We start from the raw sequence: 26,312 nt of genomic DNA on the forward strand, positions 1-26,312 counted from the left end.
GAGGGCTAGGGGAATGAAGAAGTCGTCTGCGCAAGGTTCTGAAGATCCGATCCTGCAGTGGGTAACCTTCCGTCTGGACAACGAGTCCTACGGCATCAACGTCATGCAGGTGCAGGAAGTGCTGCGCTACACCGAGATCGCTCCGGTGCCGGGCGCGCCAAGCTACGTGCTGGGCATCATCAACCTGCGTGGCAACGTGGTGACGGTGATCGACACCCGCCAGCGCTTTGGCCTGATGCCATCGGATGTGACCGACAACACCCGTATCGTCATCATCGAGGCTGACAAGCAAGTGGTCGGCATCCTGGTCGACAGCGTCGCCGAGGTGGTGTACCTGCGCCAGTCGGAAATCGAAACGGCGCCGAACGTAGGCAACGAAGAGTCGGCCAAGTTCATCCAGGGCGTGTGCAACAAGAACGGCGAACTGCTGATCCTGGTCGAGCTGGACAAGATGATGACCGAAGAAGAGTGGTCCGAGCTGGAGAACATCTGAGTTGATCTTCGAGGTGGCGGTAATCTTGCTGGCGTTGCTGTGGGCCCTGAGCCTGTGGTTTTTCCTGAACTACAGCAAGCGCCAGCGCGAACTGGCGGCGCAGCAGGCCGTGGGCGATGCCCTGCGTGACCAGCGCATCAAGGACCTGGCCAAGCGCCTGGATGACTACCAGAACGGCACCGTGCGCATGGGTGAGGCGCTCCATGAATTGCGCGCGACCGTGGCACCGCTGCCCGAGAGGCTCCAGCAACTGGAGCAGCGCGACCCCAACAGCGTGACCTTTACCCAGGCCGCCAAGCTGGTGGGCATGGGCGCCAGCGTAGCGGAGCTTACCGAAACCTGTGGCCTGACCCAGGCTGAGGCGGAGTTGATGAGCAAGCTGCACCGCGGCGAGTGATGAAGAAGGCGACCCCAGGGTCGCCTTTTTTCATCTAGTGGGTCAGGGGCGCGCCCAGGCGTTGAAGCTGCCGACACGGGCGAAGCGGTTCAGCGGCAGCAGTTGACCCAGCGCCGCTTGGTAATGCTCGACGTTGATGAACTGCCAGGAGTTGATGCGCGGCACGGCATAGAGGTTGGTGACCTGGCGCAGGGTATGCAGGGCCGGCAGGTGCTGGTCGACCACGGCAGTGAGCAGCGCCGGCCCGGTGAGCCGGCTGAGGCGGCTGGCATAGTGGTAGAAGCCTCGCGGATCCTCCTGGCGGTTCGGCCGGTGGTCGTAGAAGTCCGGTTCGTTCAGGTAGCGGGTACGCATTTCCTCGGAGATCGCCAGCAATGTCGGGTTGCCCGGATGGCTGCCGATGATGCTGGTGTTGTAGAGGCAATTCATGCTGAGCGCTTCATTGGACTGCGGCGGTGCCAGCAGCAGGCCATTCGGCGTGGCGAGCAGTGGCACCTGATCGATGTGTTCGCCGGGCTCGCCAGGTGCCAGCAAGGTATCGTCGACATCCATGTACAGCCCCCCTTCATGGTGCAACATCGCATAGCGCAGCACATCCGACGCCGAAGAGAAGTTGCTGGCGACCCCGCCGTTGCCGTCCAGGGCTGCCTGATACTGGGCATGGTAAGGGCCCAGGCGGAAATCGCGGAAGAATGGCTGTTCCTCGAGCGGCAGTACCTGCAGGCCTGGCGCGTGCTCGGTGAGCAAGCGCAGGTTCTCGGCATAGGCGGCGGGCGATGCGTTGGACAGAAACAGGCGTATGCCATAGTCACTGTCGGCCAGGCGAGCGGCATTGTTGGCCAGGTTATTGATCAGGCTCTGGCTGATCACTCGGTCGCCAACCCACAGGCAGCTGATCTGTCGGGGTATCGGCGTGCTCTGCGGCGCCAGGCCAGGCAGCTCGACCGGTAACGGCAACTCGACGCCTAGGGCGCGCAGGCTGCTGGTACGCATGGCGTCGTCGACTGCGCGCGGGGTCGCCAGGGGATGCAGCTGGGCGCTCCCCGGGCGGGCAACGTAACCCACGGGATCGACATCATTGATATCGCGATCGTTGATGAATACGTCCGCCTCCATGTCGTAGATCACTTGGGCTTGGTAGCCGTCGATGGCCGTGTTGAGCAAGTCCGGGCCGCCATCGTAACAAGGGACGCGGATCACCGTACCGGCAATCGCCTGATCACCACCGGGCAGGGGCGCGATTGGGTCATGGATGTGGAAGTAAGGCGCCACATCGATGTCCGGCAGGTGCGGCGCGATCATCGGGCTCAACGGATAACCGATCTGCTCGTTGATGCGGCTGGGCGTTACGAAGCGCTCGCTTTTGGTTTCGAAAAGCACTTTGCCCCTGGCTGCGCCATGCACGATCAGGGGCAGGGCGTTGAGCAGGCCCCAGGTGATGTTGGCGACACCGTCCTGTTTGTCCTGCAGGTGCTTGCCGTTGATTGCCTGGTCCAGGCCAAGGCCGAGCTGGGCAATGCCACCCAGGGCAAGCAGCGGTGCCAGGCCCGGCACCACAAGGCTCAGCGGTGCCACCAGATTGAGCGTGGTGGCCAGGTAGCCGCGCCAGCGTGCCTTGGTGATCTCGCTGTCGGCGGTGATGATGAAGTCGGCATCGTCGTAGCTGCGCTGGCGTTGCCGCTCGGCCAGCGCCTGGAACAGGTCACCGGTAATCCTGGGGTTGTACTTGCCCGGTCGGTAGTTCACATAAGTCTGCGGTGACCAGACGCCATCGTCGTTGAAAAAGCCATGTTCCGGCGGCAGGCGATGGCTGTGCGGGTACTCGGCCAGGCCCGCCAGAGCGGTGTCCAGGCCACTGAAATCCAGGCCCTGGGGGCCATCGGCCAATCTGAAATGCTGCCTGAGCGCCTGGCGCCGGGCGGGGTCCTTGCATTGCTGGCCGACCCAGTCCTTGAGCAGCGCTTCGCTGGCGAACTCCAGTAGCGGTGCGCTGTTGCCCGGGGCGTAGAGCAGTGTCAGGTCGGTGCTGGCGTCGTTGATGTAGAGCAGGTCGGTAGCTGCGTAGCCATAGATGCTCAGCGTGCTCAGGCGCAGGCCGTCGCCTCGCGGCAGCAGGTCGGCGGCGCGCCAGGCCAGCTGGCGTGCGGCGTCGCTGAGGCTGCCCTGCTCGACCTGAAGGTTGCAGGCGGCGACGAAACTGAGCTTGCAGGACAACCGATAGGCCTGCAGATGGTTGCCCCAGTAGCGGTCAAGCATCGCCTTGAACGGCGCCTGGAAGTCCAATTGCTCGATGAACTGCTGGAACGCCTCTGCGCTGATCGGCAGGTGTGTCGAGGCGTCATAACGGGCCGGCTCGGTGCGCCTGAACAGACCATTGAACACGGCATGGTCGGCACCATAGTGATTGAACCCGGGGGCAGGGAGGGTCTCGACGAGGCGAATCGACCCATGGGGCAGGGTGCCGGCCCAAGGCGCGGCAAACAGCGCACCGAACGGATCGTTGTTCGATTCGCCTTGCCAGTTGCCCAACAGGGCCTGGACCAGGTCCAGTCGTTGGGTGACGGCGGCCAGGTGACCGCCCTCGCCATCGGCGCGGTAGTGCAACGTCACCACGTCGATCTGTCGCGGGTCCAGGTTGAAGCCGCGTAGCGCGAGCCATGCGCGGATCAGACGGTTGGCCTCGCGATCAGGGCGAGGCAGGTTGCTCAGGTGGTCGCGGACGTACTGCACGCCGCTGGCATTGATGTTTCCGGACATGGGTATGGCCTTGCTTGGCGGAGGAGCTGGCAAGGCTGCTGCGTTGTAACCGGCTAACGGTGGTAGATATCTAGGCTTTGTACGTAAAGTGCCTGCGCGACGATCATGCTGCGTTGAAAACAGGCTCGAAATGCTCATTTACAACCCGTAAACTCCGCTTCCTCGCCTGTTTTCGCCTTGCCTGATCGCCGCTCGGCGACTTTTCGTACAAAGCCTAGCGAGCCTGGCCTGGCGGCAGGTGCAGCAGTTCGGGGGTGATGTCGCGTTCGCCCGCTGGCTCGTCGTTGAAGCCAACCGGCACCTTGCCGCGCAATTGCCAGGCAAAGGCGATGATTTCGGCAATGGTCAGGTACAGCGCTTCGGGGATCTGCTCGCCCAGTTCAAGTCGCGCCAGCAATCGCACCAGCTCGGCGTTTTCGTAGATCGGCACTTCGTGCTCGCGGGCCAGGGCCAGAATCGCCTCGGCCAGTTCCTCGTCACCCTTGGCCGTCAGGGTGGGGGCCTGCTGGCCGTCGTAGTTCAGGGCGACGGCCTGGCGCGGTTGCTTGCTGCTCATGCGGTTTCATCCACCCAGCGTTGTTCCACCCGCGTGCGCGGGCCCTGTGGCGGAATGCCGGGGTGGCACTCCAGGTCGCCGACTTCCAGGCCACGGGCCAGCAGGCGTTCGCGCAGCGCACCGAGCTGGCTGTCGATCAGCCGAGCGGTCTGTTCGCGCTCGGCCCACAGCTGACCGGACAGCCGCCCCTGGAGCAGCTGCGCCTGCACCTGCAAAGGCCCCAGTGGCGCCAGGTCGAATGCCAGGTCGATGCGCCACAGCGCCTGCAGCGGGTCCTGCTGTTCGCGCTGCTGGCGTTCGGCCTGTTGTTCCGGAGTTTCCTCGCGCTGCAGTTTGACTTGCAGGGGAATGAACTCCTGGCCGTGGCGGATCGGTACTTCGGTCTGCCAGGTGGTCTGCAGGTTGCCGTTTTCCAACGTGCCGGATTGCTGCAGGCTGCTCAGGGCGTGGCTCTGCAAGCGCGAGATGGCGGCGGCGGCCAGGCGCAGCAGCTGTTGCAGGTCACCCTCGTTTTCCATGGCCTGCAACAGCCTCGAGGGCAGGGGAAAAGGCCCTGGGGGTGTCCTTGGGCTGACCCGGTCGAGCATGCCCAGGGCACTGCGGGCCATGGCCGGTAGTGCCTGGGCCAGGGTGGCGGAGGCGATCATCGGGCCGCTGGGGGCAGTGATCGAAGCCTGCGCCACCAGCCTGACCAGCTGCGCCTTGAGGTCGGTGACCACGCTGGCGCCAAGGCCGCCGAGCAGCTTGGCCTCAAGGAAGGCCCCACTGTTGTTCAGGGCCTGGGCGACGGCCTTGCCGTCACTGAGTTGGCGGGCATCCGGCAGGTTGGCCAGCAGGCTGTTGGCGGTGTTGCGCAGCTCGCTGTCGCTGCTCGGGCTGTTGGCGATCTGCTGCAGCGCACTGAGCAGGCCGGGCAAGGAAGCCTGGCGGCCTTGCTGGGCAAGCAGCTGCTGGGCGATGTTCAATTGCTCCTGGCGCCCGCTGAGCGGCACGAACCGCAGCGACTGGTCGCCTTGCACCAGGGCGCTGAGCAGGCTGCCGATCGGCAACGGGCGCGGACTGTCGACGGTCAACGTGGCGCCGGCCTGAGCGGTATTGAGCAAGCTGACCAGCGAGCGGAAAGTGGCCGCTTCACCCACGGTCTGGGGCAGCGCCTGGCTGGTCAGGACCTTGCCCTGCAGCAGGGTACCGACCGGCACCTTGCCGGTGTCCAGTTGGGTGAGGGTGGCGATGTTGCTGGCGTTGGCTTGTTGCACCATGACGGCCAGGCGATTGCTCTCCGGCTGGCTGACGGTGAACTGGCTGCCTGGCAGGATCGGCTGGTTGGCAGTGGCCTGGACCTGTGTGCGGCTGCCGCTGCCCTGGATCACTTGCAACACCAGCTGGAAGGTATTGCCGCTCTGGCGCATCGTCAGCACTTCGGCCTGAGCGGTTTCGCCTGGCTTGAGCAGGCCCGGCTGCGCCTGGGTCAGGTTGAGCAGTTCACCGGTCAGCTGGGCCTTGATCGCTTGCACAGTGATCGCGGTTTGTGCGCCGAGACTATTGATTTCAGTCATGATTGTATACAACCTGTGGAACCCGCCCTCTTGGCAGCGTGGCAGCACATGTAATAATGCCTGCCGCCTGTCACTGCCAGTATAACGGCAGCGAGGTGGGCGACTTGAGAAGCTATAGATAAGGCGAACCCGTGACCCTTCACCTCCAAGCCGTGGGCCTGGCCTGCGAGCGCGACTGGCGCCTGCTGTTCGAGCAACTCGATTTCCAGCTGCGCCCCGGCGACATGCTGCAGATCAGCGGCCCCAACGGCAGTGGCAAGACCAGCCTGCTGCGCCTGTTGGCCGGGCTGATGCAGCCGACTGCCGGGCAGATCCTGCTGGGTGGCCAGCCGCTTGGCGACCAGCGCCATGCCTTGGCCAGCATCCTGCTGTGGATCGGCCACGCTGCGGGTATCAAGGACCTGCTCACGGCGCAGGAGAATCTCACCTGGCTCTGCGCCTTGCATCAGCCGGCTACCCCTGAGGCCATCTGGTCGGCGCTCGAAGCGGTCGGCTTGCGCGGTTTCGAAGACGTTCCCTGCCATACCCTGTCCGCTGGCCAGCAGCGCCGCGTGGCCCTGGCCCGGCTGTATCTGCACAGCCCGCCGCTGTGGATCCTCGACGAACCCTTCACTGCCCTCGACAAGCAGGGCGTGGCCCAGCTCGAAGCACACCTGGCCGCTCACTGTGAACAGGGCGGCACGGTGGTGCTGACAACGCACCACACGCTGGAACGCAAGCCGTCCGGCTACCGGGAACTCAACCTGGGGCAATGGGCGGCATGAGCGTATTCATCCTGTTGCTGCGCCGTGAAGCACGCCTGCTGTTCCGCCGCCCGGCGGAGCTGGCCAACCCGCTGGTGTTCTTCGCCATCGTCGTGGCGCTGTTCCCGCTGGCGGTTGGCCCGGAAAGCCAATTGTTGCAAACCTTGTCGCCTGGCCTGGTCTGGGTCGCGGCCTTGCTCGCCGTGCTGCTGTCGCTGGACGGCCTGTTTCGCAGCGATTTCGAGGACGGTTCGCTGGAGCAGTGGGTGCTGTCGCCGCACCCGCTGGCCATGCTGGTGCTGGCCAAGGTTTTGGCGCACTGGATCTTTTCCGGGCTGGCGCTGGTATTGTTGGCGCCGTTGCTGGCGCTGATGCTGGGCTTGCCCAGCCACTGCCTGCCGGTGCTGCTCGGTTCACTGCTGCTGGGCACCCCGGTGTTGAGCCTGCTGGGCGCTGTTGGCGCCGCGCTGACGGTCGGCCTCAAGCGCGGTGGTTTGTTACTGGCGCTGCTGATTCTGCCGTTGTATATCCCTGTATTGATCCTGGGCAGTGGTGCGTTGCAGGCGGCGTTGCAGAATATGCCTGCCACCGGCCATTTGCTCTGGCTCGCCAGCCTGACGGCCCTGGCGGTTACCCTGGCACCCTTTGCGATCGCGGCCGGGCTGAAGATCAGCGTCGGCGAATAACGAGTCCCGGGCTCTCAAGCCCGGCTAATACCCTGGATGTACCTGATGAAAATGAGCTGGACGTGGTTCCACAAACTGGGTTCGCCGAAATGGTTCTATGCCATCAGCGGCCGCATGCTGCCATGGCTGGCCGTTTCCGCCGTGCTGCTGCTGGTGACCGGCGTGGTCTGGGGCCTGGCCTTCGCCCCTGAGGACTACCAGCAGGGCAATAGCTTCCGCATCATCTATATCCACGTGCCGGCGGCGATGCTGGCGCAGTCCTGCTATGTGCTGCTGGCGGTGGCCGGTGTGGTGGGGCTGGTGTGGAAGATGAAGCTGGCCGATGTCGCCCTGCAATGCGCAGCGCCCATCGGCGCCTGGATGACCGCCGTGGCGCTGGTCACCGGGGCCATCTGGGGCAAGCCGACCTGGGGCAGCTGGTGGGTCTGGGATGCACGGCTGACGTCGATGCTGATCCTGCTGTTCCTGTACTTCGGCATCATTGCCCTGGGCCAGGCCATCAGTAACCGCGACAGCGCGGCCAAGGCCTGCGCGGTGCTGGCCATCGTCGGCGTGATCAACATCCCGATCATCAAGTATTCGGTGGAGTGGTGGAACACGCTGCATCAGGGCGCGACCTTCACCCTCACCGAAAAACCGGCGATGCCGGCCGAGATGTGGCTGCCGCTGCTGTGCACGGCGCTGGGCTTCTACTGTTTCTTCGGTGCCGTGCTGCTGCTGCGCATGCGCCTTGAAGTGCTCAAGCGCGAGGCACGCGCCAGTTGGGTCAAGGATGAAGTGTTGAACAGCCTTGGGCGGAGGGCCGCGCGATGAGTTTCGCTTCCTTCGGCGATTTTCTCGCCATGGGCCACCATGCCCTGTACGTCTGGTCGGCCTACGGCATCTGCCTGGCGGTGCTGGCGCTGAATGTCGCTGCACCGGTGCTGGCCCGCCGTCGCTACCTGCAAGATGAGGCGCGCCGTTTGCGCCGGGAGAACAACCAGTGAATCCGCAGCGCAAGAAACGCCTGTTCATCATCCTCGGCCTGCTGGCCGGGGTAGCGGTTGCCGTCGGCTTTGCCTTGAGCGCGCTGCAGCAGAACATCAACCTGTTCTACACACCGACCCAGATCGCCAACGGCGAAGCGCCGCTGGACACGCGCATTCGTGCCGGTGGCATGGTCGAAAAGGGGTCGGTGCAGCGTTCCTCCGATTCGCTCGACGTGCGTTTCGTGGTCACTGATTTCAACAAGTCGGTGCCAATCACTTACCGCGGCATCCTGCCTGACCTGTTCCGTGAAGGGCAGGGCATCGTCGCCCTTGGCAAGCTCAACGGCGACGGCGTGGTAGTGGCCGACGAAGTGCTGGCCAAGCACGACGAGAAGTACATGCCACCGGAGGTCACCAAGGCCTTGAAGGAAAGCGGCCAGGCGGCCAGCGGTGCGGAGGCCAGGCCATGAATGCAGCCCTGGTGATCCCCGAGCTCGGCCAGCTGGCGATGATCCTGGCAATCTGCTTCGCTGCCGTGCAGGCCACGCTGCCGCTGCTCGGTGCCTGGCGTGGTGACAGCCTGTGGATGAGCCTGGCACGCCCGGCCGCCTGGGGCCAGTTCAGCTTCCTGGCCTTTGCCTTTGCCTGCCTGACCCATGCGTTCATGACCGACAACTTCTCGGTCGCCTACGTGGCCAGCAACTCCAACAGCGCCTTGCCGTGGTACTACAAGTTCAGTGCGGTGTGGGGTGCCCACGAAGGCTCGCTGCTGCTATGGGCGCTGATCCTCGGTGGCTGGACCTTTGCCGTGTCAATCTTCTCGCGCCAGTTGCCGCAGGTGATGCTGGCCCGCGTGCTGGCGGTGATGGGCATGATCAGCGTCGGTTTCCTGAGCTTCCTGATCATCACTTCCAACCCGTTCCAGCGCCTGCTGCCGCAGGTGCCGACCGATGGCCGTGACCTCAACCCGTTGTTGCAGGACTTCGGCCTGATCGTCCACCCACCGATGCTGTACATGGGTTATGTGGGCTTCTCGGTGGCCTTCGCCTTTGCCATTGCTGCGCTGCTCGGCGGGCGGCTGGACGCAGCCTGGGCGCGCTGGTCGCGGCCCTGGACCATCGTCGCCTGGGCCTTCCTCGGCGTGGGTATCACCCTGGGTTCGTGGTGGGCCTATTACGAACTGGGCTGGGGTGGCTGGTGGTTCTGGGACCCGGTGGAGAACGCCTCGTTCATGCCTTGGCTGGTGGGTACCGCGCTGATCCACTCGCTGGCAGTGACGGAAAAACGCGGGGTGTTCAAGAGCTGGACCGTGCTGCTGGCGATTGCCGCGTTCTCGCTGAGCCTGCTGGGGACCTTCCTGGTGCGCTCCGGGGTGCTGACCTCGGTGCATGCGTTCGCTGCCGACCCTGCGCGTGGCGTGTTCATCCTGATCTTCCTGCTGTTCGTGGTCGGTGGCTCGCTGACCCTGTTCGCCCTGCGCGCCCCGGTGGTCAAGAGCCAGGTCGGCTTTGCCCTGTGGTCGCGGGAGACACTGCTGCTGGCCAACAACCTGATCCTGGTGGTGGCCGCTTCGATGATCCTGCTGGGCACCTTGTATCCGCTGGTGCTCGATGCCCTGACCGGTGCCAAGCTGTCGGTCGGCCCACCTTACTTCGATGCCCTGTTCCTGCCGCTGATGGCGCTGCTGATGGGGGTGCTGAGCGTGGGTGTGGTGGTGCGCTGGAAGGACACCCCCGGCAAATGGCTGGCGAACATGATGACCCCGGTGCTGATCGGCAGCGCGGTGCTGGCGCCGATCGCTGGCTTGATCGTCGACGATCTCGACTGGCCGGTCCTGAGCGCCTTCGCCCTCGCGGCCTGGGTGGTGCTGGGCGGGCTGCGCGACATCGTCGACAAGACCCGCCACAAGGGCCTGGCCAAGGGTGTGCGTGGCCTGACCCGCAGCTACTGGGGCATGCAATTGGCGCACCTGGGCCTGGCGGTGTGTGCCCTGGGCGTGGTGCTGTCGAGCAACAACAGCGCCGAGCGTGACCTGCGCATGGCGCCGGGCGAGAGCGTCGAGCTGGGCGGTTACCACTTCCTGTTCGAGGGCGCCAAGCACTTCGAGGGGCCGAACTTCATTTCTGACAAGGGCACCATCGTCGTCACCCGCGATGGCCGTGAAGTGACGACATTGCACCCGGAGAAACGCCTGTACACCGTGCAGCAGTCGATGATGACCGAGGCCGGCATCGATGCCGGCTTCACCCGTGACCTGTACGTTGCCTTGGGCGAGCCATTGGAAAACGGCGCCTGGGCAGTGCGCGTACACATCAAGCCTTACGTCCGCTGGATCTGGCTGGGCGGTCTGCTGACCGGCCTGGGTGGGTTGCTGGCGGCCTTCGACCGGCGCTACCGCGTCAAGGTCAAGACCCGGGTGCGTGAAGCCCTGGGCGTGTCTGGAGCTGCTGCATGAAGCGTTGGATCATGGTCGTACCACTGGCGGTATTCCTGCTGATGGCGGTTTTCCTCTACAAGGGGCTGTTCCTCAAGCCCGACGAGCTGCCGTCGGCGATGATCGGCAAACCGTTCCCGGCGTTCGCCCTGGCGTCGACCCAGGGGGACCGCAACCTGACCCAGGCCGACCTGCATGGCCGGCCGGCGTTGGTCAACGTGTGGGCCACCTGGTGCCCGTCGTGCAAGATCGAGCACCCGTACCTGAACCAGCTGGCCCAGCAGGGCGTGGTGATCCACGGCATCAACTACAAGGATGACAACGCGGCCGCGCAGAAGTGGCTGGCCGAGTTCCACAACCCCTACCAGCTGGATATCCGTGACGAGCAGGGCAGCCTGGGGCTGGACCTGGGCGTGTACGGTGCACCGGAAACCTTCCTCATCGACGCCAAGGGCATCATCCGCTACAAGCACGTCGGCATCGTCGACGCCGACGTCTGGCGCCAGCAGCTGGCGCCGCTGTACCAGGGGCTGGTCGACGAGGCCACGCCATGAGGCGCTGGGTGGCAGCCGCCGTGCTGGGCATGAGCCTGGCCGGTGTGGCCAAGGCGGCTATCGATACCTACCAGTTCCGTGATGACGCCGAGCGCGAGCGTTACCAGCAACTGACCAAGGAACTGCGCTGCCCCAAGTGCCAGAACCAGGACATCGCCGATTCCAACGCACCGATCGCCGCCGACCTGCGCCGCGAGATCTTCCGCATGCTCGGCGAAGGCAAGAGCAACCAGCAGATCGTCGATTTCATGGTCGACCGCTATGGTGACTTCGTGCGCTACAAGCCGGCACTCAGTGGCCGCACCTGGCTGCTGTGGTTCGGCCCGGGCATCTTGTTGGCCGGTGGTTTCGTGGTGCTGGCGGTGATTGTCCGCCGTCGCCGTGGCCCGGCGGCCCAGGCTGCCGAGGAACTGTCCGTCGAAGAACGCGAGCGTCTCGCCAAACTGCTGGAAAAAGAACAGACCCATGACTGAATTCTGGCTTAGCGCGGGCCTGCTGCTGCTCGCCGCCCTCGGCTTCTTGCTGATCCCGATCCTGCGCGGCCGTCGCCAGCAGCAGGAAGAAGACCGCACCGCATTGAATGTCGCGCTGTATCAGGAACGCGTCGCAGAGCTGGCCGCCCAGCAGGCGGCCGGCGTGCTCGACGAGGGGCAGATGGCCAAGGGCCGCGATGAGGCTGCCCGTGAGCTGCTGGCTGACACAGAGGGTGCGGAACCCGTGCGTCAGGGCCACCTGGGCAAGGCCCTGCCATTGCTGGCGGCAGTGCTGGTGCCTTTGCTGGCACTGGGGCTGTACCTGCACTTCGGTGCGGCGGACAAGGTCGAGCTGACCCAGGAATTCGCCGCCGCACCGAAGACGATGGACGAAATGACCACGCGCCTGGAGCGTGCCGTGGAGGCGCAGCCCGACTCGGCTGAAGGCCTGTACTTCCTTGGCCGGGCCTATATGGCCCAGCAACGTCCGGCCGACGCGGCACGCGCCTACGAGCGCGCTGTCGCCCTGGCCGGTCGCCAGCCCGAGCTGCTGGGCCAGTGGGCCCAGGCACTGTATTTCGCGGCAGACAAGAAATGGAGCCCGCAGGTGCAGGCGCTGACCGACGAAGCACTCAAGGCCGACCCGAATGAAGTCACCAGCCTTGGCCTGCGCGGTATCGCCGCCTTCGAAGGCGAGCGCTACCAGGCAGCCATCGACTACTGGAACCGCCTGCTGGCGCAGCTGCCAGAGGGCGATGCCTCGCGGGCGGCACTGCAAGGCGGCATCGACCGCGCGGCAGAGCGGCTGGGCAGCACCGGGGGCAAACCGCAGGCCACAGCGGCAGCCCGGCTGAAGGTGCGGGTGGAGCTGGCGGCGGCGCTCAAGGACAAGGTCAAGCCTGACGACACCGTGTTCATCTTCGCCCGTGCCAGCAACGGCCCGCCCATGCCGCTGGCGGCCAAGCGGGTCACCGTGGCGCAGTTGCCGCTGGAAGTGGAATTGTCCGACGCTGACGCTATGCTGCCGCAGATGAAACTGTCACAGTTCGCCGAAGTCCAACTGGTCGCACGTGTATCCCGCGCCGGCCAGCCGACCCGCGGCGAATGGGTCGGCCAGGGCGCACCCCTGGCCAATACCACCCAGGCCACCCAGCACTTGACCATCGACAGCCCCGACCAGTAAGAGAACAACACCATGCATAGCACCGTCCGCCTGACCCTGATTACCCTGGCCCTGGGTTTGTCCGCGTGTACGGTGCAGCAGCCGTACGAGCAGCCGTCGCCGCCGGTCGAGAGCGTGCCACCGCACCAGGGGCCAGCGGTGAAACCGCTGCCGGGTGGCCAGCCGTCGAAGCCGAGCAAGCCAGCGGCGATTCCCAAGCCAATGCCAAGGACCTCCGCCAGCTTTGCACCACCGCCGGGTGGCGCCAGCCACTGGGACCCGAAGCTTGGGGTGTATGTGCTGGAGAACAAGACCAATGTCTTTTACCGGCAGCGTACCTACTACCGCTATGACAACGGCTGGAGCTGGTCGCTGAACCCGGATGGGCCATGGCAGGAGACTGACAGCAGTGGTGTGCCGGGTGGGTTGGGGCGAGCCTACGGGCAGTAACTTTTAGGCCGGTACAGTACAGTTTCAGCTGGATATTTCAGTTGACTGTACTGGCTGGTGACTCCGCATAATGCCCCTTCGAATTGACTCGGAGGTGGCATGCGCAAGACTGTCCTGGTACTGGTAGAAACCGTCGACGATTATCTGCCGTTGCTCGAACAGGCCGGCTACCGCCTGATTCGTGCCCCCTCCCCGCAGATGCGCAGCGACGCCATCCAGCGCCATGCCGGCGAGATTGACGCCGTGCTGACCCGGGGGCCGTTGGGCCTGACCGCCGCTGAAATCGCCGCCTTGCCCAAGCTACAGATCATCTGCGTGATCGGTGCTGGTTACGAGCAGGTCGACCTGGCCGCCGCTGCCGCCCGTGGCATCACCGTCACCAATGGCGCTGGCGCCAATGCCGCGGCTGTTGCCGACCACACCATGGCCATGCTGCTGGCGCTGTTGCGCGATATTCCTCGCGCCGACGCCAGCACCCGTCGTGGCGAGTGGAACCGGGTGATCAGCCCTTCGGTCAGCGGCAAACGCCTGGGCCTGCTGGGCCTCGGTGCGGTTGGCCAGGCCATCGCCAAGCGCGCCAGCCTGGGCTTCGACATGAACATCAGCTACCACAGCCGCACCCCACGTACGGACGTGCCTTACACCTGGTACGACAGCCCGTTGCACCTGGCCGAGGCCATCGACATCCTGGTCGTGGCCACCCCCGGTGGCGCCAATACCCGCCATCTGGTCGATGCCCCGGTGCTCGAGGCGCTGGGCGCGCAGGGGTACCTGGTGAATATCGCCCGGGCCAGCGTAGTCGACACCCAGGCCCTGGTATCAGCCCTTGAACAAGGCCGCCTGGCGGGCGCCGCGCTCGATGTGTTCGATGACGAGCCGGCCGTGCCAGATGCCCTCAAGGCCCTCGGCAATACCGTGCTCACGCCCCATGTGGCCGGCCAGTCGCCCGAGGCCGCACGCGACACCGTGACCTTGGTGTTGCGCAACCTGCAGGCCTTCTTTGCCGGCGAACCGGTACTCACGCCAGTCCGCGCATAACCCTTCAATACCCCGGCATGGCCGGACCACAAGGAGCGTTTGATGCAACTCGAAATTTTCCAGGTCGATGCCTTCTCCGCCGAGCCTTTTGGTGGCAACCCGGCGGCGGTGATCCCGTTGCAAAGCTGGCTGCCGGACGATGTGCTGCAACGCATCGCCGAAGAAAACAACCTGTCTGAAACAGCCTACTTCGTACGCAATGGCGCCACCTTCGACCTGCGCTGGTTCACCCCTGCCGTCGAAGTCGACCTGTGCGGCCATGCCACGCTGGCCGCGGCCTACGTACTGTTCGAGCAGCTGGGTGAGCAAGCCGAAGTGCTGCGCTTCAACACCCGCAGTGGCGAGCTGCGGGTCAGCCGCGGCGCCGACGGGCTGCTGGCGATGGACTTCCCGGCCAAGCAGCCGCAAGCCGTGGACGTTCCAGCCGGGTTGCTGGAGGCGCTTGGCCTGAGTACGGCCAAGGCGGTGTATCGCTCCGACGACTATGTGGTGGTGGTCGATGACGCCACGCTGCTCGCGCCGCTGAAGCCCGATTTCGTTGCCTTGTCGGCATTCGACGTGCGTGGCATCGCGGTCACTGCCGCTGGCCGTGGTTTCGACTTCGTCACCCGCTGGTTCGGCCCGCGGGTCGGCGTCAATGAAGACCCGGTTACCGGCTCGGCACACACCTCGCTGGCGCCGGTGTGGGCCGAGCGGCTGGGCAAGACGTCGCTGAGCTGCGAACAGGGTGGGGCACGCAAGGGGCAGCTGCACTGTGAGGTGCCTGGCAATGGCCGGGTGATCATCAGCGGGCGTGCGGCGCTGTACCTGCGCGGCAGCGTGTTCATCTGATCGAACGCGTGGGGCTGCTCGCTCTGGGGCATGGGGCCCGATCTATACTTGCAGGCCCAACCTGCAAGGAGCCCCAACATGACCCTGGAAAAAAGCGGTAGCTGCCTCTGTGGTGAGACCCGCCTGCGCGCCACAGTCGACAATACCCATATCAGCGCCTGCCATTGCAGCATGTGCCGCAAGTGGACCGGCGGTCCGCTGCTGGTCGTGGACTGCAGCCAGGCGCCGTTCTTCGAGGGGCGGGCGCCGGCAGTCTACGACTCGTCCGAATGGGCCCAGCGTGGATTTTGCAGCCGTTGCGGCACGCACCTGTATTACCGCCTCAAGCACAAGGACCATTATGCGGTCCCGGTAGGCCTGCTGGACGGCGACGAGGCCTGGGATTTCGACCTGCAGATCTTCGTCGAGCAGAAGCCCGCCTGGTATTGCTTCGCCAACCAGACCAAGGAGCTGACCGGCGAGCAGGCGTTCGAGCAGCTTGGCTGAGCCATTCCCCACGGGCATAGCTGCATGCGCAAAGATCCTTTGCCGCCAGCCCCGCACAGCGGTAGCCTGCGCGCATCGACGAACAGGAGCGAACAGCGTGAAGCGCGGTGTGATGTATGCCGGTGGGGCCGGTGCATTGTGGGGCATGGTACTGATGGTTCCGGAGCTGTTGCCGGAGTTCAACCCGATGCTGCTGAGCAGCGTGCGCTATGCGCTGGTCGGCCTGATCTCGCTGCTGCTGGCGGTGCCGATGACCCGTCAGCTGCGCCAGCTGACCCTGGCGGACGGCTGGATGCTGCTGCGTCTGGCAGTGGTCGGCAACCTGGTGTACTTCATCTGCCTGGTGGCAGCGATCCAGCGCCTGGGCGTGGCACCGGCCTCGCTGATCGTCGGCGTATTGCCGCTGACCATCACGCTATATGGCCGCAACGACAGGGGCGCCGTGCCGATCCGGCGCCTGATCGGCCCGTTGGCGCTGATCCTTGCCGGTATGCTGTGCATCAACCTGGAGACTTTCGCCTTCGCCCCGGGTGATATCGGCGACAAGCTCATGGGTCTGTTTTATGCCCTGGCCGCGCTGGCCTGCTGGACCTGGTACGCGGTGCAGAACAGCCGCTGTCTCAAGCAGAGCGGGCATTTCGACAGCCACCAGTGGTCGGTGCTGATCGGCGTGCTGACCGGCCTGAGCAGCCTGGTGATGTTGGCCGTCCTGGCGATGTGGCAGCCACAGCAGCTGCAGGTCGAGGCGCCGATGGCACGCTGGTGGCTGTTCTGGGCCGCGTGCCTGGGCTGCGCCGTGTTAGGTTCTTGGTTGGCCACGGCGCTGTGGAACGCTGCGTCCAAACGCCTGCCGTTGACCTTGAGCGGGCAGCTGATCGTGTTCGAGACCCTGTTCGCGTTGTTATATGCTTTCCTCTGGCGACAGGCCGGGCCGAGCCTGCTGGAAGCGGCGGCGATCATTCTGGTGATCGGCGGCGTGCTGTGGTCGATGCGTCAGCACGGCACGCCACGCGAACTTGCCAAACCCGTGCATTCCTGAGAAAAGGGCGCCCTTGAATTTCAGTATTGGAGCCTGCCCATGAGCAGCGAACTGCAGATCACCGACCTCGTCGAAGGCGACGGCAAGGCCGCCGTCAAAGGCGCTCTGATCACCACCCAGTACACCGGCTGGCTGGCCGACGGCAGCGAGTTCGACTCGTCCTGGTCACGCGGCAAACCCTTCCAGTGCGTGATTGGCACTGGTCGTGTCATCAAAGGCTGGGACCAGGGGCTGATGGGCATGCGCGTGGGTGGCAAGCGCAAGCTGCAGGTGCCGGCGCACCTGGGGTATGGCGAGCGCAGCGTAGGGACGATTCCGCCGAATTCGGACCTGACCTTTGAAATCGAATTGCTGGAAGTGCTGACGCGGGATGACTGAGGCGTCCGAGTCCTACAGCGGGCGGAAAAGGACTACACAATTTGTCGGCTTGCATCTGATTGTGGTGTTTTCAGCTGACGACTACCCTTGCAGCTCTCAACGAGTCAAGAGGGTGGCATGCCCATGAAATCGCATTTTTCCTCAAAGGTTATTCGCGAAGCGAACGCTCTGCTGGTGGCTTCGGGTGGACGATTGGAAATCCCCTTGCCAAGGGAGCTTGCAGGCGTCGTAACCAGTACCCGGAAAACCCGTTCAGAGCTGAATGCTGCATTTGAAAGCGCATACATGCGATTACGCAAGGACTAGCAGCCTTCATGGCCGATGGCTGCTACAACCACATCTACTCGGTCCTTGTGGAGAATGACCAGGATACGCTCGGGATCATTGCCTACTCGCTGTACAAGCGGCAGAAAATCGAGTTTATCCAGTCGTTCAAGGTCAAGCATGACAGAGAACCCAAAGACACAGACCTGGCTCCGTTTCACGATGTCAGTAACAGCCCTACACAGCTGGAAAGCTATCGCAATCAGGCGAGCCAGCTTGTTCAGGGGTTCCTGGACGCATCGATTGCCACCCAGGCTGCTGAACTCGATCGCTACTACTCCGAAAAGGCCAGCAATGAAATCAGAAATGCCAAGCCTGGATTTTGGTTGGGCGTCGCTCAGAGTCTCGTCGGCTCTGTACTCTTCGTCTTCTTGCTCGGGTTTCTCGTGTTCTTTACCTGGAGTCTGAACCAAGGGGCGAAACAAGTGATCGAGCAGGTCTTCGATGTGGTCATCACCGATTCGCACTCGACATAATTCCGCAACATGCCTGCTCTAACGTAATCCTTGCCTAGGGAACGGCATCCACACTCAGGGAGGAACCAAACGGGTTGAGGACACTCTGAGTCCTGCTCGTTGCCAGGGATGGCAATCACCAACATGGATGCCCTGCGGCATGGGCCGAGGGGCAATGTGGCGGGTACCCAGATACCTTTTGCCACAAGAGCCTCCTACATGAAGTTGCCATCTTTCATTCGACGTCGCCGCCGCCTGATGCTCGGCCTGGCCCTCGTCGCCGCGGCTGTACCGCTGGCACTGGAAGTGGTCGAAAGCCGCGCGCAACCGGTCGATGGCACCCAGACGCTGGTATTCCTGCGCCATGCCGAGAAGCCTGGTGAAGGCCTGGGGCAATTGAACTGCCAGGGGCTCAACCGCGCGCTGGACCTGGCCACCTTGTTGCCAGAGCGTTTCGGCAAGGCGGATTACGTGTTTGCGGCCAACCCCTCGCGGCATGTCGAGGAAGGCAGCCAGGACCAGAGCTACAGCTACATTCGCCCGCTGATGACCATCACCCCGAGCGCCATCCGCCTGGGTTTGCCAGTCAACATCGACTTCGCTGCCAACGACACCGACGAACTGGCCGATGAACTGCTCAGCGACAAGTACCGCAATGCCACGGTCTATACCGCCTGGTCCCATGGCTATCTGCCGGAATTGATCAACACCGTGGCCGGCAAGGCGTTGGGCGATGAGCGGGTGATCACCGAAGACTGGAATGGCGACGATTTCGACACCCTCTACGTCCTGACCCTGACCTGGCATGACGGCAAGGCCAGCCTGCTCAGCCGTAACGTTCGTCAGGGCCTGGATGGCGGTGCCCATAGCTGCCCGACCTGATCCGCTGTTACTGTCGTGGCAGGGCAGTCAGACAGGGATGAACAATGACCCAGCGGGTGACGGTGATTGGCGGTGGCGTGGTCGGCCTGGCGACGGCTTATGCGCTGGTGCGCGAAGGCATGTCGGTGGTGCTGGTCGAGGCGCGAGACCAGTTGGCCTCGGCGACCAGCTTCGCCAATGGCGGGCAGCTTTCCTATCGGTATGTAGCGCCGTTGGCCGATGCCGGTGTGCCGTGGCAGGCACTTGGCTGGCTCTTGCGCGGCGACTCGCCGCTGCGCCTGCGCTTGCGCCTGGACCCTGCCCAATGGCGCTGGTTGCTGCAGTTCGTGATGGCTTGCCGCAGCAGTGTCAATCGGCGTAACGCGGCGCAGCTGCTGGACTTGGCCTTGCACAGCCAGGCCACCCTGGAACGCTGGCGTGAAGACGACGGGCTGAGTGACTTCGCCTGGCGGCAGAACGGCAAGCTGGTGGCATTTCGCAGTGAGCGGGCGTTCGCCCATGGCCGGGCGCATCTGCTCGACCCCGATCGTCAACGGGTGCTCGGTGCCAGCGAAGTCAGGGCGTTGGAGCCGGCGTTGGCCGATGCGCCCTTTGTTGGCGGCGTGCTGACTGCGGATGAAGAAGTCGCCGACTGCCATCGCTTCTGCGAGCGGCTGGCAGAGCGTCTGCGCGCATCCGGGCAGTGCCGGTTCCTGCTCGGCAGCCCGGTCACGCGCCTGATCAGCCGTGATGACCAGGTGGTGGCAGTGCAACTGGGGCGTGAGCAGGTGGACGTCGAGCGCCTGGTACTGTGCGCCGGCCATCGAAGTGCCGGGTTGGCACTACCGGGGTTGCGGCTGCCGGTCTACCCGCTCAAGGGCTACAGCCTGACGGCACCGATCGCCACGGCGCACCGGGCGCCGGAGATCAGCATCACGGACTACGAGCGCAAGATCGTCTATGCACGGCTTGACCAGCGGCTGCGGGTGGCGGCGATGGTGGATATCGTTGGCTATGACGAATCAGTGGATGCGCGCCGGCTCGACAGCATGCGGCGACAGGCGCTGGAGACCTTGCCACAGGCAGCGGACTACACCAAGGCGGTGGAGTGGGCGGGAATGCGGCCGGCGACGCCGACCGGGGTGCCCATCATCGGGGCTTCAGCTTATCGCAACCTGTGGTTGAACCTCGGGCATGGGGCCTTGGGCTTTACCTTGGCGTGTGGCAGCGGGGAGCGACTGGCTCGGATGCTTTGTTGACGGGGCCGGCCTCTTCGCGGGTAAACCCGCTCCTACAGGTATCGTGTACCACTGTAGGAGCGGGTTTACCCGCGAAGAGACCGGCACAGTCAACACAGCACTAGCGCCCGAATTTCATCGGCCAGCCCACCACTTTCTTCGTCCGCGGAGTTGCATAGGTTCGCACCTTGGAGGTGCTGAGCCCCATCCGTACCAGCGACTCGGCAATGGTCACCGCGGCGCTCACCCCATCGACCACCGGCACCCCGGTGCGCTGGCGGATCTGTTCATCCAGCCCGGCCATGCCGCCACAGCCCAGGCAGATCACCTCGGCCTTGTCGTCACGCACGGCACGCTCGGCCTGCTCGACGATGGCCGCCACGGCACGTTGCGGGTCTGCTTCGAGCTCCAGCACGGCCAGGCCACTGGCGCGCACCGAGGCACAACGGTCATACAGCCCGGACAGCTTCAGGCGGTCTTCGATCAACGGCACGGTGCGGTCCAGGGTGGTCACTACCGAATAGGCGTGGCCCAGGTACAGGGCGGTACTGGCGGCGGCATCGGTGATGTCGATCACCGGCACGTCGAGCAGCTCCTGCAGGCCTTCGCGGCCATGTTCGCCGTAGCCGGCCTGGATCACCGCATCGTACGGGCCTTCATAGGCCAGCACGCGGTCCATCACGGCGATGGCAGCCAGGTAGCTCTCGAAATTGCCCTCCACCGACTCGGCGCCGAACCAAGGGGTCAAGCCGATGATTTGCGTGCCCGGCGCGGCGACGCTGCGCGCCTGTTCGGCAATGGCTTCGGTGATGGCTTCGGTGGTATTGACGTTGGCAATCAGAATACGCATGGGCAATCCTCCTTGATCAATGGCTGCTGTGGTCGACGGCGATGCACTCGCCGCTGATATCGTGGTATTGGCGGTTACGCGGGGCGATCAGCAGGTATACCGCGGCCGCGATGCCGGCGCCGATCAGCCAGGAAAACGGCGCAATGCCGTGGAAGTTCGGCACCAAGGCCAGGATGATGGCCAGCAGTGCTGCCGGCACGGAGGCGGCCACGGCTCGCAGGTTGATGCCTTTGCTGTAGTGGTAGGCGCCGGCCGGGTTCTCGGTGTACAGCTCCGGCACGTTGATGCGGCCTTTGCGCAGCAACCAGTAGTCGGCCATGATCACCCCGTACAGCGGGCCGAGCAGGGCGCCCAGGCCAGACAGGAAGTACACGATCACCAGCGGGCTGTTGTAGAGGTTCCACGGCAGGATCAGCACCGCCAGGGTCGCGCTGATCAGCCCGGCGCGGCGGAAGTTGAGGTGGCGTGGCGCCAGGTTGCTGAGCACGAAGGCGGGCGCGACGAAATTGGCCATGATGTTCACCGCCACGGTGACGATCAGGAACGCCAGGCAGCCAAGCACCAGGAATGGCGTGCTGGGGATGCTGGCGACGATCTGGGTCGGGCTGTCGATGATCTGGCCGTTGATCTGGAACTGCGCACCGCACAGCACCACGGTGATCATGGCGAACACCAGGATGTTCACCGGCAGGCCCCAGAAGTTGCCGACACGGATGGTCTTGCGGCACGGCGAGGAGCGGGCGAAATCACAGAAATTCAGCACCAGGGTGCCGTAGATCGCCAGCCACAGGGCGCCACCGGCGAAGATGTTGCGCCGCATCTCATAGCCGGACAACGGTTCGGCTACCGACCAGGCGATGTGTGCGTCGGCCTGGACGAACATGAACACTGCCAGGCTGGCCACGGTCAGCAGGATCACCGGGCCGGCGAAGGCCTCGTAACGGCGCACCATCTCCATGCCGTAAGCGAGGATCACCAACTGCACCAGCCAGATCGCCACGAAACACACCCAGCCCAGGCTCGACAGGCCGAGGATGCTGTCGTGGTCGTAGGCGGCCACTTGCGGCCACACGGCGGTGAGCAGCACGCGCAGTACCACCGATGCCAGGTAGGTCTGGATACCGAACCAGGCGATGGCGATCACCGCGCGGATCAACGCCGGAATCTGTGCGCCATGGATGCCGAAGGCGATGCGGCTGATGACCGGGAACGGCACGCCGGTCTTCTGCCCCATGTAGCCGGACAGGTTCATGAAGAAGTACACCAGTGCCGCGCCGATCGCCAGCGACAGCAGGATCTGCCAGCCACCCAGGCCAAGGGCGTACAAGCCCATGGCGAAGGAGTAGTTGGCAATGTTGTGCACATCGTTGGTCCACAGCGCAAAGATGCTGTAGCGGCCCCAGCGGCGGCCTTCGATACGGGTGGGTGCGAGGTCGCGGTTATGCAGGCGTGGGCTGAGGCCCAGTGGCGGCATATCGCCTGCAAGGGTGGAAGACGGGCTGGTGCTGGCGACGGATAGTTCAGGGGCAAGGTCGAGGCTGGTACTCATTCCGGCAGGCTCCTGATGCACGTAGACTGCGATGAGCGGGCATGCGCACGGGCTCGCCATCTCGTCGGTGCAGCTTGGCATCACTGGGTTCTGGGCGCGGCGGCCGGCGCTGGGCCGGCGTCGCGAGTTCTTGTGTATTTATGTTTCGTATAATTTGTATACAAACCACGAACACACAAAAGCGAGTTCCATGCCAGAGAAAAACGAAATTCAGAGGGCCACTAATTTGAATCTAAGCAGTTGAAAATTAAGTTTCTGAAATGAAGGAAATATAAGTTGACCAATTGAACAGGTTTAATTTTTAGCTGGATGATTAGTTGATCATATGGTCAGAATTAGTGGCGCGGGATGTGTAACGTATTGGGGCATTGCCGGTAAAAGTGCACACAAAAATGGCACCTATGGTGACATTCTTGTGTACAAAAAATAGCCAATAAGCCATGTGAGTGGATACATTCAACCCATCGGCGGTAACCGCCGCTTCACCGGGCTTTTTTTGATGATTGCAGTGTTGGTTTCGGCCAGCACATTGATCCGGTCGAGCAAGGTGTCGAGTTGCTCCATCGAGCGCACATGCAGCCGCGCGATGAAACAGTCCTCGCCCGTGACCTTGTCGCATTCGGTGAACTCAGGGATGGCGATGATCTGTCGCTCCACTTCCTGCAACTGCCCCGGCAGCGGGCGAATGCGCACGATCGCCTGCAGCTGGTAGCCGAAGCTGCGCGGATCGATCTCCACCGTGTAGCCGCGCAACACACCGCGTTCCTCCAGGCGGCGCAGGCGCTCGCTGACGCTGGGGGCTGAAAGGCCGCTGATCTGCGCCAACGCCTTGAGCGAGCGGCGGGAGTCTTCCATCAAGGCATTGATCAGCAGCTGGTCGATAGCGTCGGTCATGCGTACCTCGTCAGGCAAATCGGGAATGTTGCCTTGATAGTAAAGGCGAACTGGCTGATCTGCCTTCGATATCCGCTGGAAGGCCTGCGGCGACCCTCCGCATACTATGACCATCATCCAAAAAGGAGGTGTGAGATGGACAGTTCACTACGCCGGGGCTCGCTGGAAATGATCGCGGCCATGCTGATTTCCGGGACCATTGGCTGGTTCGTGCTGGTGTCGGGGCAGCCGGTGCTGGAAGTGGTGTTCTGGCGCTGCGTGTTCGGTACCGGCACGCTGCTGGCGATCTGCGCGGCGTTCGGTTTTCTCAAGCCAGGCGTGATAACCCGTAGCGCATTGCTGCTGGCCATTGCCAGTGGCGTGGCCATCGTCGGCAACTGGGTATTGCTGTTCGCCTCGTATTCGAAGGCATCGATCGCCATCGGCACAGCGGTGTACAACGTTCAGCCGTTCATGCTGGTGGGGCTGGCGGCGCTGTTTCTGGGCGAGAAGATCACTCTGGCCAAGGTCACCTGGCTCAGTGTGGCGTTTCTGGGCATGCTGGCGATCGTCAGTGCCCATGGCGCGGGGCAGGCCAGTGGCGAGGACTACCTGCAAGGCATCGCCCTGGCGCTGGGCGCGGCGTTTCTCTATGCGATTGCGGCATTGATCATCAAACGCCTGAAAGGCACGCCACCCCACCTGATCGCACTGGTCCAGGTCGCCACCGGGGTAGTGCTGCTGGCGCCCTGGGTGAAGCTGGGCGGGCTGCCCGGCGAGCCGTCGGCGCTGGCCAGCCTGGTGACCCTGGGCATGGTCCACACCGGGTTGATGTATGTGCTGCTGTACAGCGCCATCCAGCGCCTGCCCACGGCATTGACCGGTGCGTTGTCGTTCATCTACCCGATTGCCGCGATCCTGGTCGACTGGGTGGCCTTCGGGCACCGCCTGGCGCCGTTGCAGTGGCTGGGGGTCGTGTTGATCCTGCTGGCGGCAGCAGGCATGCAGCAAGGCTGGTGGTTCCGATCTGCACAAGTACCGGCCAAGGGGTAGAATGGCGGCCTTTTCACTTGCTTGCGACCCGCCATGACCTCGCCGATGCACACCCTCGAACAGCACCTGCTCGCTGCCCTTGACCCTGCTCCTGCCGAAACCCGCCGCTTGTTCCACGGCCGCGGCCGCTGCTGGGAGGGCCTGGAGCAGGTCACGGTGGACTGGCTGCAGGGTGTGCTGTCGGTGGCGCTGTTCCGCGAACCGCCAGAGGGCCAACTGGCCGAACTGCAAGCCATGCTGCGCAACCTGGCCGAACGCCCGCAATGGACTGGCCAGGCGATCCTCATCCAGCACCGTTACCTGCCTGACAGTCCGGGCCAGTGGCTACTGGGCGAGCCCTGCCAGCAGCGCGAGGTGGTCGAGGACGGCCTGACTTATCTGCTCGACCTGGGGGTGCGCCAGAACAACGGCCTGTTCCTCGACATGCGCTACGGCCGGCGCTGGGTGCGCGAGCAGGCGACGGGCAAGCGGGTATTGAACCTGTTCGCCTACACCTGCGGCTTCTCGGTCGCGGCGATTGCTGGCGGTGCCGAGCAGGTAGTGAACCTCGACATGGCCAAGGCAGCGCTGTCGCGCGGGCGCGATAACCACCGGCTGAACGGGCACGATGCCTCGCGGGTCGCCTACCTGGGGCATGAGCTGTTCAAGTCCTGGGGCAAGGTGCGCAAGTACGGGCCGTATGACCTGATCATCATCGACCCGCCGACCTTCCAGCGCGGCAGCTTCGTACTGACCCAGGACTACGCCAGGATCCTGCGGCGCTTGCCGGAGTTGCTCAGTGACGGCGGGACGGTTTTGGCGTGCGTCAACGACCCGGGGATCGGGCCGGAGTTTCTGATCGAGGGGATGGCGGAGCAGGCGCCTGAGCTGGCGTTTGTCGAGCGGCTGGAGAATCCGCCGGAGTTTCCTGATGTGGACCCGGTGGGCGGGCTGAAGGCCCTGGTGTTCCGCCAGCTGTGATGTCACCTGTGCCGGCCTCTGCGCGGCTGTAGGAGCGGATTTATCCGCGAGAGGCCGGTCCTGCCTACATCAATTACTGTTGATTGGTGTAGATCTGGTCGAACACCCCGCCATCGTTGAAGTGGGTCTTCTGCACGGTGCGCCAGTCACCAAAGGTTTTCTCCACCGACAGGAAGTCAACTTTCGGGAAGCGGTCAGTGTACTTGGCCAGCACTGTCGCATCACGCGGGCGCAGGTAGTTCTGCGCGGCGATTTCCTGGGCCGCCGGCGACCACAGGTATTTCAGGTATTCCTCGGCCACGGCCTGGGTACCTTTCTTGGCCACCACCTTGTCGACCACGCTCACCGGCGGTTCAGCCTCGGCGGAAACGCTCGGGTAGACCACTTCGAACTGGTCGCGGCCGAACTCGCGGGCAATCATCTCGGCTTCGTTCTCGAAGGTCACCAGCACGTCGCCGATCTGGTTGGTCATGAAGGTGGTGGTGGCGGCACGGCCACCGGTATCGAGCACCGGCGCCTGCTTGAACAGTTTGCCGACGAATTCGCGGGCCTTGGTTTCATCGCCACCTTGCTTGAGCACATAGCCCCAGGCCGACAGGTAGGTGTAGCGGCCGTTGCCCGAGGTCTTGGGGTTGGGCACGATCACCTGCACGCCGTCCTTGAGCAGGTCAGGCCAGTCCTTCAGGGCCTTGGGGTTGCCCTTGCGCACGATGAACACGGTGGCCGAGGTGAACGGCGCGCTGTTGTTCGGCAGGCGGGTCACCCAGTTGTCCGGCACCAGCTTGCCGTTGTCGGCCAGGGCGTTGATGTCGGTGGCCATGTTCATGGTGATGACATCGGCCGGCAGGCCATCGATCACCGCACGCGCCTGCTTGCTCGAGCCGCCGAAGGACATCTGCACATTGACCTTCTCGTTGTGCTCGGCTTCCCAGTGCTTCTGGAATGCCGGGTTGTAGTCCTTGTAGAAATCGCGCATCACGTCGTAGGAAACGTTCAGCAGGGTCGGGGCAGCCTGGGCCAGGTTGCCGAGGGCCAGGCCGGCGGCGAGCAGCGAGGCGGTGAAGAGTTTTTTCACGTTGCGTCCTTGTTATGTTTCAAATGTTTGGCAATCTGCCAGCGACTATAACGTTTGGGTATTGGCCGATTAA

Annotated in this window: 29 protein-coding genes; 22 read left to right on the plus strand and 7 right to left on the minus strand. The window is 63.9% G+C overall.

Annotation, left to right across the window (positions count from 1 at the left end):
* Positions 1-13: 13 nt before the first annotated feature.
* Positions 14-493 carry a chemotaxis protein CheW gene (locus tag HU738_RS20510; RefSeq protein ID WP_016393802.1) on the plus strand — a complete coding sequence of 160 codons (480 nt, stop codon included), beginning with the start codon at positions 14-16 and terminating at the stop codon, positions 491-493.
* Between the two features lies 1 nt (position 494).
* Entirely contained in the window at positions 495-890 is a 396-nt protein-coding gene (locus HU738_RS20515; RefSeq protein WP_176506592.1) for a DUF2802 domain-containing protein, read from the plus strand.
* 42 nt (positions 891-932) lie between these two features.
* Here HU738_RS20515 and HU738_RS20520 read toward each other — a convergent pair whose 3' ends face one another.
* From HU738_RS20520 to fliK, 3 genes are all read right to left on the minus strand, one after another.
* Entirely contained in the window at positions 933-3,647 is a 2,715-nt protein-coding gene (locus HU738_RS20520) for a dermonecrotic toxin domain-containing protein (protein WP_186603269.1), read from the minus strand.
* Between the two features lie 214 nt (positions 3,648-3,861).
* Positions 3,862-4,203: an EscU/YscU/HrcU family type III secretion system export apparatus switch protein gene (locus HU738_RS20525; RefSeq protein WP_186603270.1), complete on the minus strand. Its 342-nt coding sequence runs from the start codon at positions 4,201-4,203 to the stop codon at positions 3,862-3,864.
* A complete protein-coding gene (gene fliK / locus HU738_RS20530) occupies positions 4,200-5,759 on the minus strand; it encodes a flagellar hook-length control protein FliK (protein ID WP_186603271.1) in 1,560 nt (519 codons plus the stop codon). The genes HU738_RS20525 and fliK overlap by 4 nt, the downstream gene beginning before the upstream one ends.
* A gap of 131 nt (positions 5,760-5,890) precedes the next feature.
* Between fliK and ccmA the strand changes: the two genes are divergently transcribed.
* The 18 genes from ccmA to HU738_RS20620 all read left to right on the plus strand — a co-directional run bounded on the left by ccmA (position 5,891) and on the right by HU738_RS20620 (position 19,900).
* Entirely contained in the window at positions 5,891-6,523 is a 633-nt protein-coding gene (gene ccmA, locus HU738_RS20535; RefSeq protein WP_176506588.1) for a cytochrome c biogenesis heme-transporting ATPase CcmA, read from the plus strand.
* The gene (ccmB, locus tag HU738_RS20540; protein WP_371263234.1) at positions 6,511-7,188 is read left to right on the plus strand and encodes a heme exporter protein CcmB; all 678 of its coding nucleotides are present in this window, start codon (positions 6,511-6,513) and stop codon (positions 7,186-7,188) included. Before ccmA ends, ccmB begins: the two co-directional genes overlap by 13 nt.
* A 45-nt stretch (positions 7,189-7,233) precedes the next feature.
* Positions 7,234-8,001 (plus strand): heme ABC transporter permease, encoded by a 768-nt coding sequence (locus tag HU738_RS20545; protein ID WP_159411485.1) that lies wholly within the window; start codon positions 7,234-7,236, stop codon positions 7,999-8,001.
* Complete coding sequence (gene ccmD, locus HU738_RS20550) at positions 7,998-8,174, plus strand: heme exporter protein CcmD (RefSeq protein WP_079229104.1); 177 nt, start codon at positions 7,998-8,000, stop codon at positions 8,172-8,174. Before HU738_RS20545 ends, ccmD begins: the two co-directional genes overlap by 4 nt.
* A complete protein-coding gene (gene ccmE, locus HU738_RS20555) occupies positions 8,171-8,626 on the plus strand; it encodes a cytochrome c maturation protein CcmE (RefSeq protein ID WP_176506586.1) in 456 nt (151 codons plus the stop codon). The genes ccmD and ccmE overlap by 4 nt, the downstream gene beginning before the upstream one ends.
* An 11-nt stretch (positions 8,627-8,637) precedes the next feature.
* Positions 8,638-10,611, plus strand: a complete 1,974-nt coding sequence (locus tag HU738_RS20560; protein ID WP_176506621.1) for a heme lyase CcmF/NrfE family subunit — start codon at positions 8,638-8,640, stop codon at positions 10,609-10,611.
* Complete coding sequence (locus tag HU738_RS20565; protein WP_054884165.1) at positions 10,608-11,144, plus strand: DsbE family thiol:disulfide interchange protein; 537 nt, start codon at positions 10,608-10,610, stop codon at positions 11,142-11,144. The genes HU738_RS20560 and HU738_RS20565 overlap by 4 nt, the downstream gene beginning before the upstream one ends.
* Positions 11,141-11,617, plus strand: coding sequence for a cytochrome c-type biogenesis protein (locus tag HU738_RS20570; protein WP_176506585.1), 477 nt, complete (start codon positions 11,141-11,143; stop codon positions 11,615-11,617). The genes HU738_RS20565 and HU738_RS20570 overlap by 4 nt, the downstream gene beginning before the upstream one ends.
* On the plus strand, positions 11,610-12,800 hold the full coding sequence (ccmI, locus tag HU738_RS20575; protein ID WP_186603272.1) for a c-type cytochrome biogenesis protein CcmI: 1,191 nt from the start codon (positions 11,610-11,612) through the stop codon (positions 12,798-12,800). Before HU738_RS20570 ends, ccmI begins: the two co-directional genes overlap by 8 nt.
* A gap of 12 nt (positions 12,801-12,812) precedes the next feature.
* A complete protein-coding gene (locus HU738_RS20580) occupies positions 12,813-13,229 on the plus strand; it encodes a hypothetical protein (RefSeq protein WP_176506583.1) in 417 nt (138 codons plus the stop codon).
* A gap of 99 nt (positions 13,230-13,328) precedes the next feature.
* A complete protein-coding gene (locus HU738_RS20585; protein WP_176506582.1) occupies positions 13,329-14,267 on the plus strand; it encodes a 2-hydroxyacid dehydrogenase in 939 nt (312 codons plus the stop codon).
* A gap of 42 nt (positions 14,268-14,309) precedes the next feature.
* Entirely contained in the window at positions 14,310-15,098 is a 789-nt protein-coding gene (locus HU738_RS20590) for a PhzF family phenazine biosynthesis protein (RefSeq protein WP_186603273.1), read from the plus strand.
* Between the two features lie 78 nt (positions 15,099-15,176).
* Positions 15,177-15,584, plus strand: coding sequence for a GFA family protein (locus HU738_RS20595; RefSeq protein ID WP_186603274.1), 408 nt, complete (start codon positions 15,177-15,179; stop codon positions 15,582-15,584).
* A gap of 97 nt (positions 15,585-15,681) precedes the next feature.
* Positions 15,682-16,623: a DMT family transporter gene (locus tag HU738_RS20600; protein WP_186603275.1), complete on the plus strand. Its 942-nt coding sequence runs from the start codon at positions 15,682-15,684 to the stop codon at positions 16,621-16,623.
* Between the two features lie 39 nt (positions 16,624-16,662).
* Entirely contained in the window at positions 16,663-17,001 is a 339-nt protein-coding gene (locus tag HU738_RS20605; RefSeq protein WP_186603276.1) for an FKBP-type peptidyl-prolyl cis-trans isomerase, read from the plus strand.
* Between the two features lie 314 nt (positions 17,002-17,315).
* A complete protein-coding gene (locus HU738_RS20610; protein ID WP_186603277.1) occupies positions 17,316-17,801 on the plus strand; it encodes a hypothetical protein in 486 nt (161 codons plus the stop codon).
* A gap of 198 nt (positions 17,802-17,999) precedes the next feature.
* Positions 18,000-18,662 carry a histidine phosphatase family protein gene (locus tag HU738_RS20615; protein WP_186603278.1) on the plus strand — a complete coding sequence of 221 codons (663 nt, stop codon included), beginning with the start codon at positions 18,000-18,002 and terminating at the stop codon, positions 18,660-18,662.
* A gap of 44 nt (positions 18,663-18,706) precedes the next feature.
* Positions 18,707-19,900 (plus strand): D-amino acid dehydrogenase, encoded by a 1,194-nt coding sequence (locus HU738_RS20620; protein WP_186603279.1) that lies wholly within the window; start codon positions 18,707-18,709, stop codon positions 19,898-19,900.
* Positions 19,901-20,000: 100 nt separating this feature from the next.
* Here HU738_RS20620 and HU738_RS20625 read toward each other — a convergent pair whose 3' ends face one another.
* From HU738_RS20625 to HU738_RS20635, 3 genes are all read right to left on the minus strand, one after another.
* Positions 20,001-20,729: an aspartate/glutamate racemase family protein gene (locus tag HU738_RS20625; protein ID WP_186603280.1), complete on the minus strand. Its 729-nt coding sequence runs from the start codon at positions 20,727-20,729 to the stop codon at positions 20,001-20,003.
* Positions 20,730-20,745: 16 nt separating this feature from the next.
* Positions 20,746-22,278: an NCS1 family nucleobase:cation symporter-1 gene (locus HU738_RS20630; protein ID WP_186603281.1), complete on the minus strand. Its 1,533-nt coding sequence runs from the start codon at positions 22,276-22,278 to the stop codon at positions 20,746-20,748.
* 456 nt (positions 22,279-22,734) lie between these two features.
* Entirely contained in the window at positions 22,735-23,172 is a 438-nt protein-coding gene (locus HU738_RS20635; protein WP_186603282.1) for an Lrp/AsnC family transcriptional regulator, read from the minus strand.
* 135 nt (positions 23,173-23,307) lie between these two features.
* Between HU738_RS20635 and HU738_RS20640 the strand changes: the two genes are divergently transcribed.
* On the plus strand, positions 23,308-24,204 hold the full coding sequence (locus tag HU738_RS20640; protein ID WP_176506573.1) for a DMT family transporter: 897 nt from the start codon (positions 23,308-23,310) through the stop codon (positions 24,202-24,204).
* 33 nt (positions 24,205-24,237) lie between these two features.
* Positions 24,238-25,164, plus strand: coding sequence for a class I SAM-dependent methyltransferase (locus tag HU738_RS20645; protein WP_186603283.1), 927 nt, complete (start codon positions 24,238-24,240; stop codon positions 25,162-25,164).
* A 73-nt stretch (positions 25,165-25,237) separates the two neighbouring features.
* Here the strand turns inward: HU738_RS20645 and HU738_RS20650 are convergent, their stop codons facing one another.
* On the minus strand, positions 25,238-26,239 hold the full coding sequence (locus tag HU738_RS20650; protein WP_186603284.1) for a sulfate ABC transporter substrate-binding protein: 1,002 nt from the start codon (positions 26,237-26,239) through the stop codon (positions 25,238-25,240).
* Positions 26,240-26,312 lie beyond the last annotated feature (73 nt).

The organism is Pseudomonas vlassakiae (assembly GCF_014269035.2).
GTDB classification, from domain to species: Bacteria; Pseudomonadota; Gammaproteobacteria; order Pseudomonadales; family Pseudomonadaceae; genus Aquipseudomonas; species Aquipseudomonas vlassakiae.

Coding starts and splice junctions, on each gene's coding strand:
- fliK (WP_186603271.1), bottom strand. CDS start 5,759: ATGACTGAAATCAATAGTCTCGGCGCACAAACCGCGATCACTGTGCAA.
- HU738_RS20565 (WP_054884165.1), top strand. CDS start 10,608: ATGAAGCGTTGGATCATGGTCGTACCACTGGCGGTATTCCTGCTGATG.
- HU738_RS20570 (WP_176506585.1), top strand. CDS start 11,141: ATGAGGCGCTGGGTGGCAGCCGCCGTGCTGGGCATGAGCCTGGCCGGT.
- HU738_RS20590 (WP_186603273.1), top strand. CDS start 14,310: ATGCAACTCGAAATTTTCCAGGTCGATGCCTTCTCCGCCGAGCCTTTT.
- HU738_RS20595 (WP_186603274.1), top strand. CDS start 15,177: ATGACCCTGGAAAAAAGCGGTAGCTGCCTCTGTGGTGAGACCCGCCTG.
- HU738_RS20585 (WP_176506582.1), top strand. CDS start 13,329: ATGCGCAAGACTGTCCTGGTACTGGTAGAAACCGTCGACGATTATCTG.
- HU738_RS20510 (WP_016393802.1), top strand. CDS start 14: ATGAAGAAGTCGTCTGCGCAAGGTTCTGAAGATCCGATCCTGCAGTGG.
- ccmB (WP_371263234.1), top strand. CDS start 6,511: ATGGGCGGCATGAGCGTATTCATCCTGTTGCTGCGCCGTGAAGCACGC.
- HU738_RS20520 (WP_186603269.1), bottom strand. CDS start 3,647: ATGTCCGGAAACATCAATGCCAGCGGCGTGCAGTACGTCCGCGACCAC.
- HU738_RS20525 (WP_186603270.1), bottom strand. CDS start 4,203: ATGAGCAGCAAGCAACCGCGCCAGGCCGTCGCCCTGAACTACGACGGC.
- HU738_RS20580 (WP_176506583.1), top strand. CDS start 12,813: ATGCATAGCACCGTCCGCCTGACCCTGATTACCCTGGCCCTGGGTTTG.
- HU738_RS20610 (WP_186603277.1), top strand. CDS start 17,316: ATGGCCGATGGCTGCTACAACCACATCTACTCGGTCCTTGTGGAGAAT.
- ccmI (WP_186603272.1), top strand. CDS start 11,610: ATGACTGAATTCTGGCTTAGCGCGGGCCTGCTGCTGCTCGCCGCCCTC.
- HU738_RS20620 (WP_186603279.1), top strand. CDS start 18,707: ATGACCCAGCGGGTGACGGTGATTGGCGGTGGCGTGGTCGGCCTGGCG.
- HU738_RS20545 (WP_159411485.1), top strand. CDS start 7,234: ATGAAAATGAGCTGGACGTGGTTCCACAAACTGGGTTCGCCGAAATGG.
- HU738_RS20625 (WP_186603280.1), bottom strand. CDS start 20,729: ATGCGTATTCTGATTGCCAACGTCAATACCACCGAAGCCATCACCGAA.
- HU738_RS20635 (WP_186603282.1), bottom strand. CDS start 23,172: ATGACCGACGCTATCGACCAGCTGCTGATCAATGCCTTGATGGAAGAC.
- HU738_RS20605 (WP_186603276.1), top strand. CDS start 16,663: ATGAGCAGCGAACTGCAGATCACCGACCTCGTCGAAGGCGACGGCAAG.
- HU738_RS20640 (WP_176506573.1), top strand. CDS start 23,308: ATGGACAGTTCACTACGCCGGGGCTCGCTGGAAATGATCGCGGCCATG.
- ccmD (WP_079229104.1), top strand. CDS start 7,998: ATGAGTTTCGCTTCCTTCGGCGATTTTCTCGCCATGGGCCACCATGCC.
- HU738_RS20615 (WP_186603278.1), top strand. CDS start 18,000: ATGAAGTTGCCATCTTTCATTCGACGTCGCCGCCGCCTGATGCTCGGC.
- HU738_RS20630 (WP_186603281.1), bottom strand. CDS start 22,278: ATGAGTACCAGCCTCGACCTTGCCCCTGAACTATCCGTCGCCAGCACC.
- HU738_RS20645 (WP_186603283.1), top strand. CDS start 24,238: ATGACCTCGCCGATGCACACCCTCGAACAGCACCTGCTCGCTGCCCTT.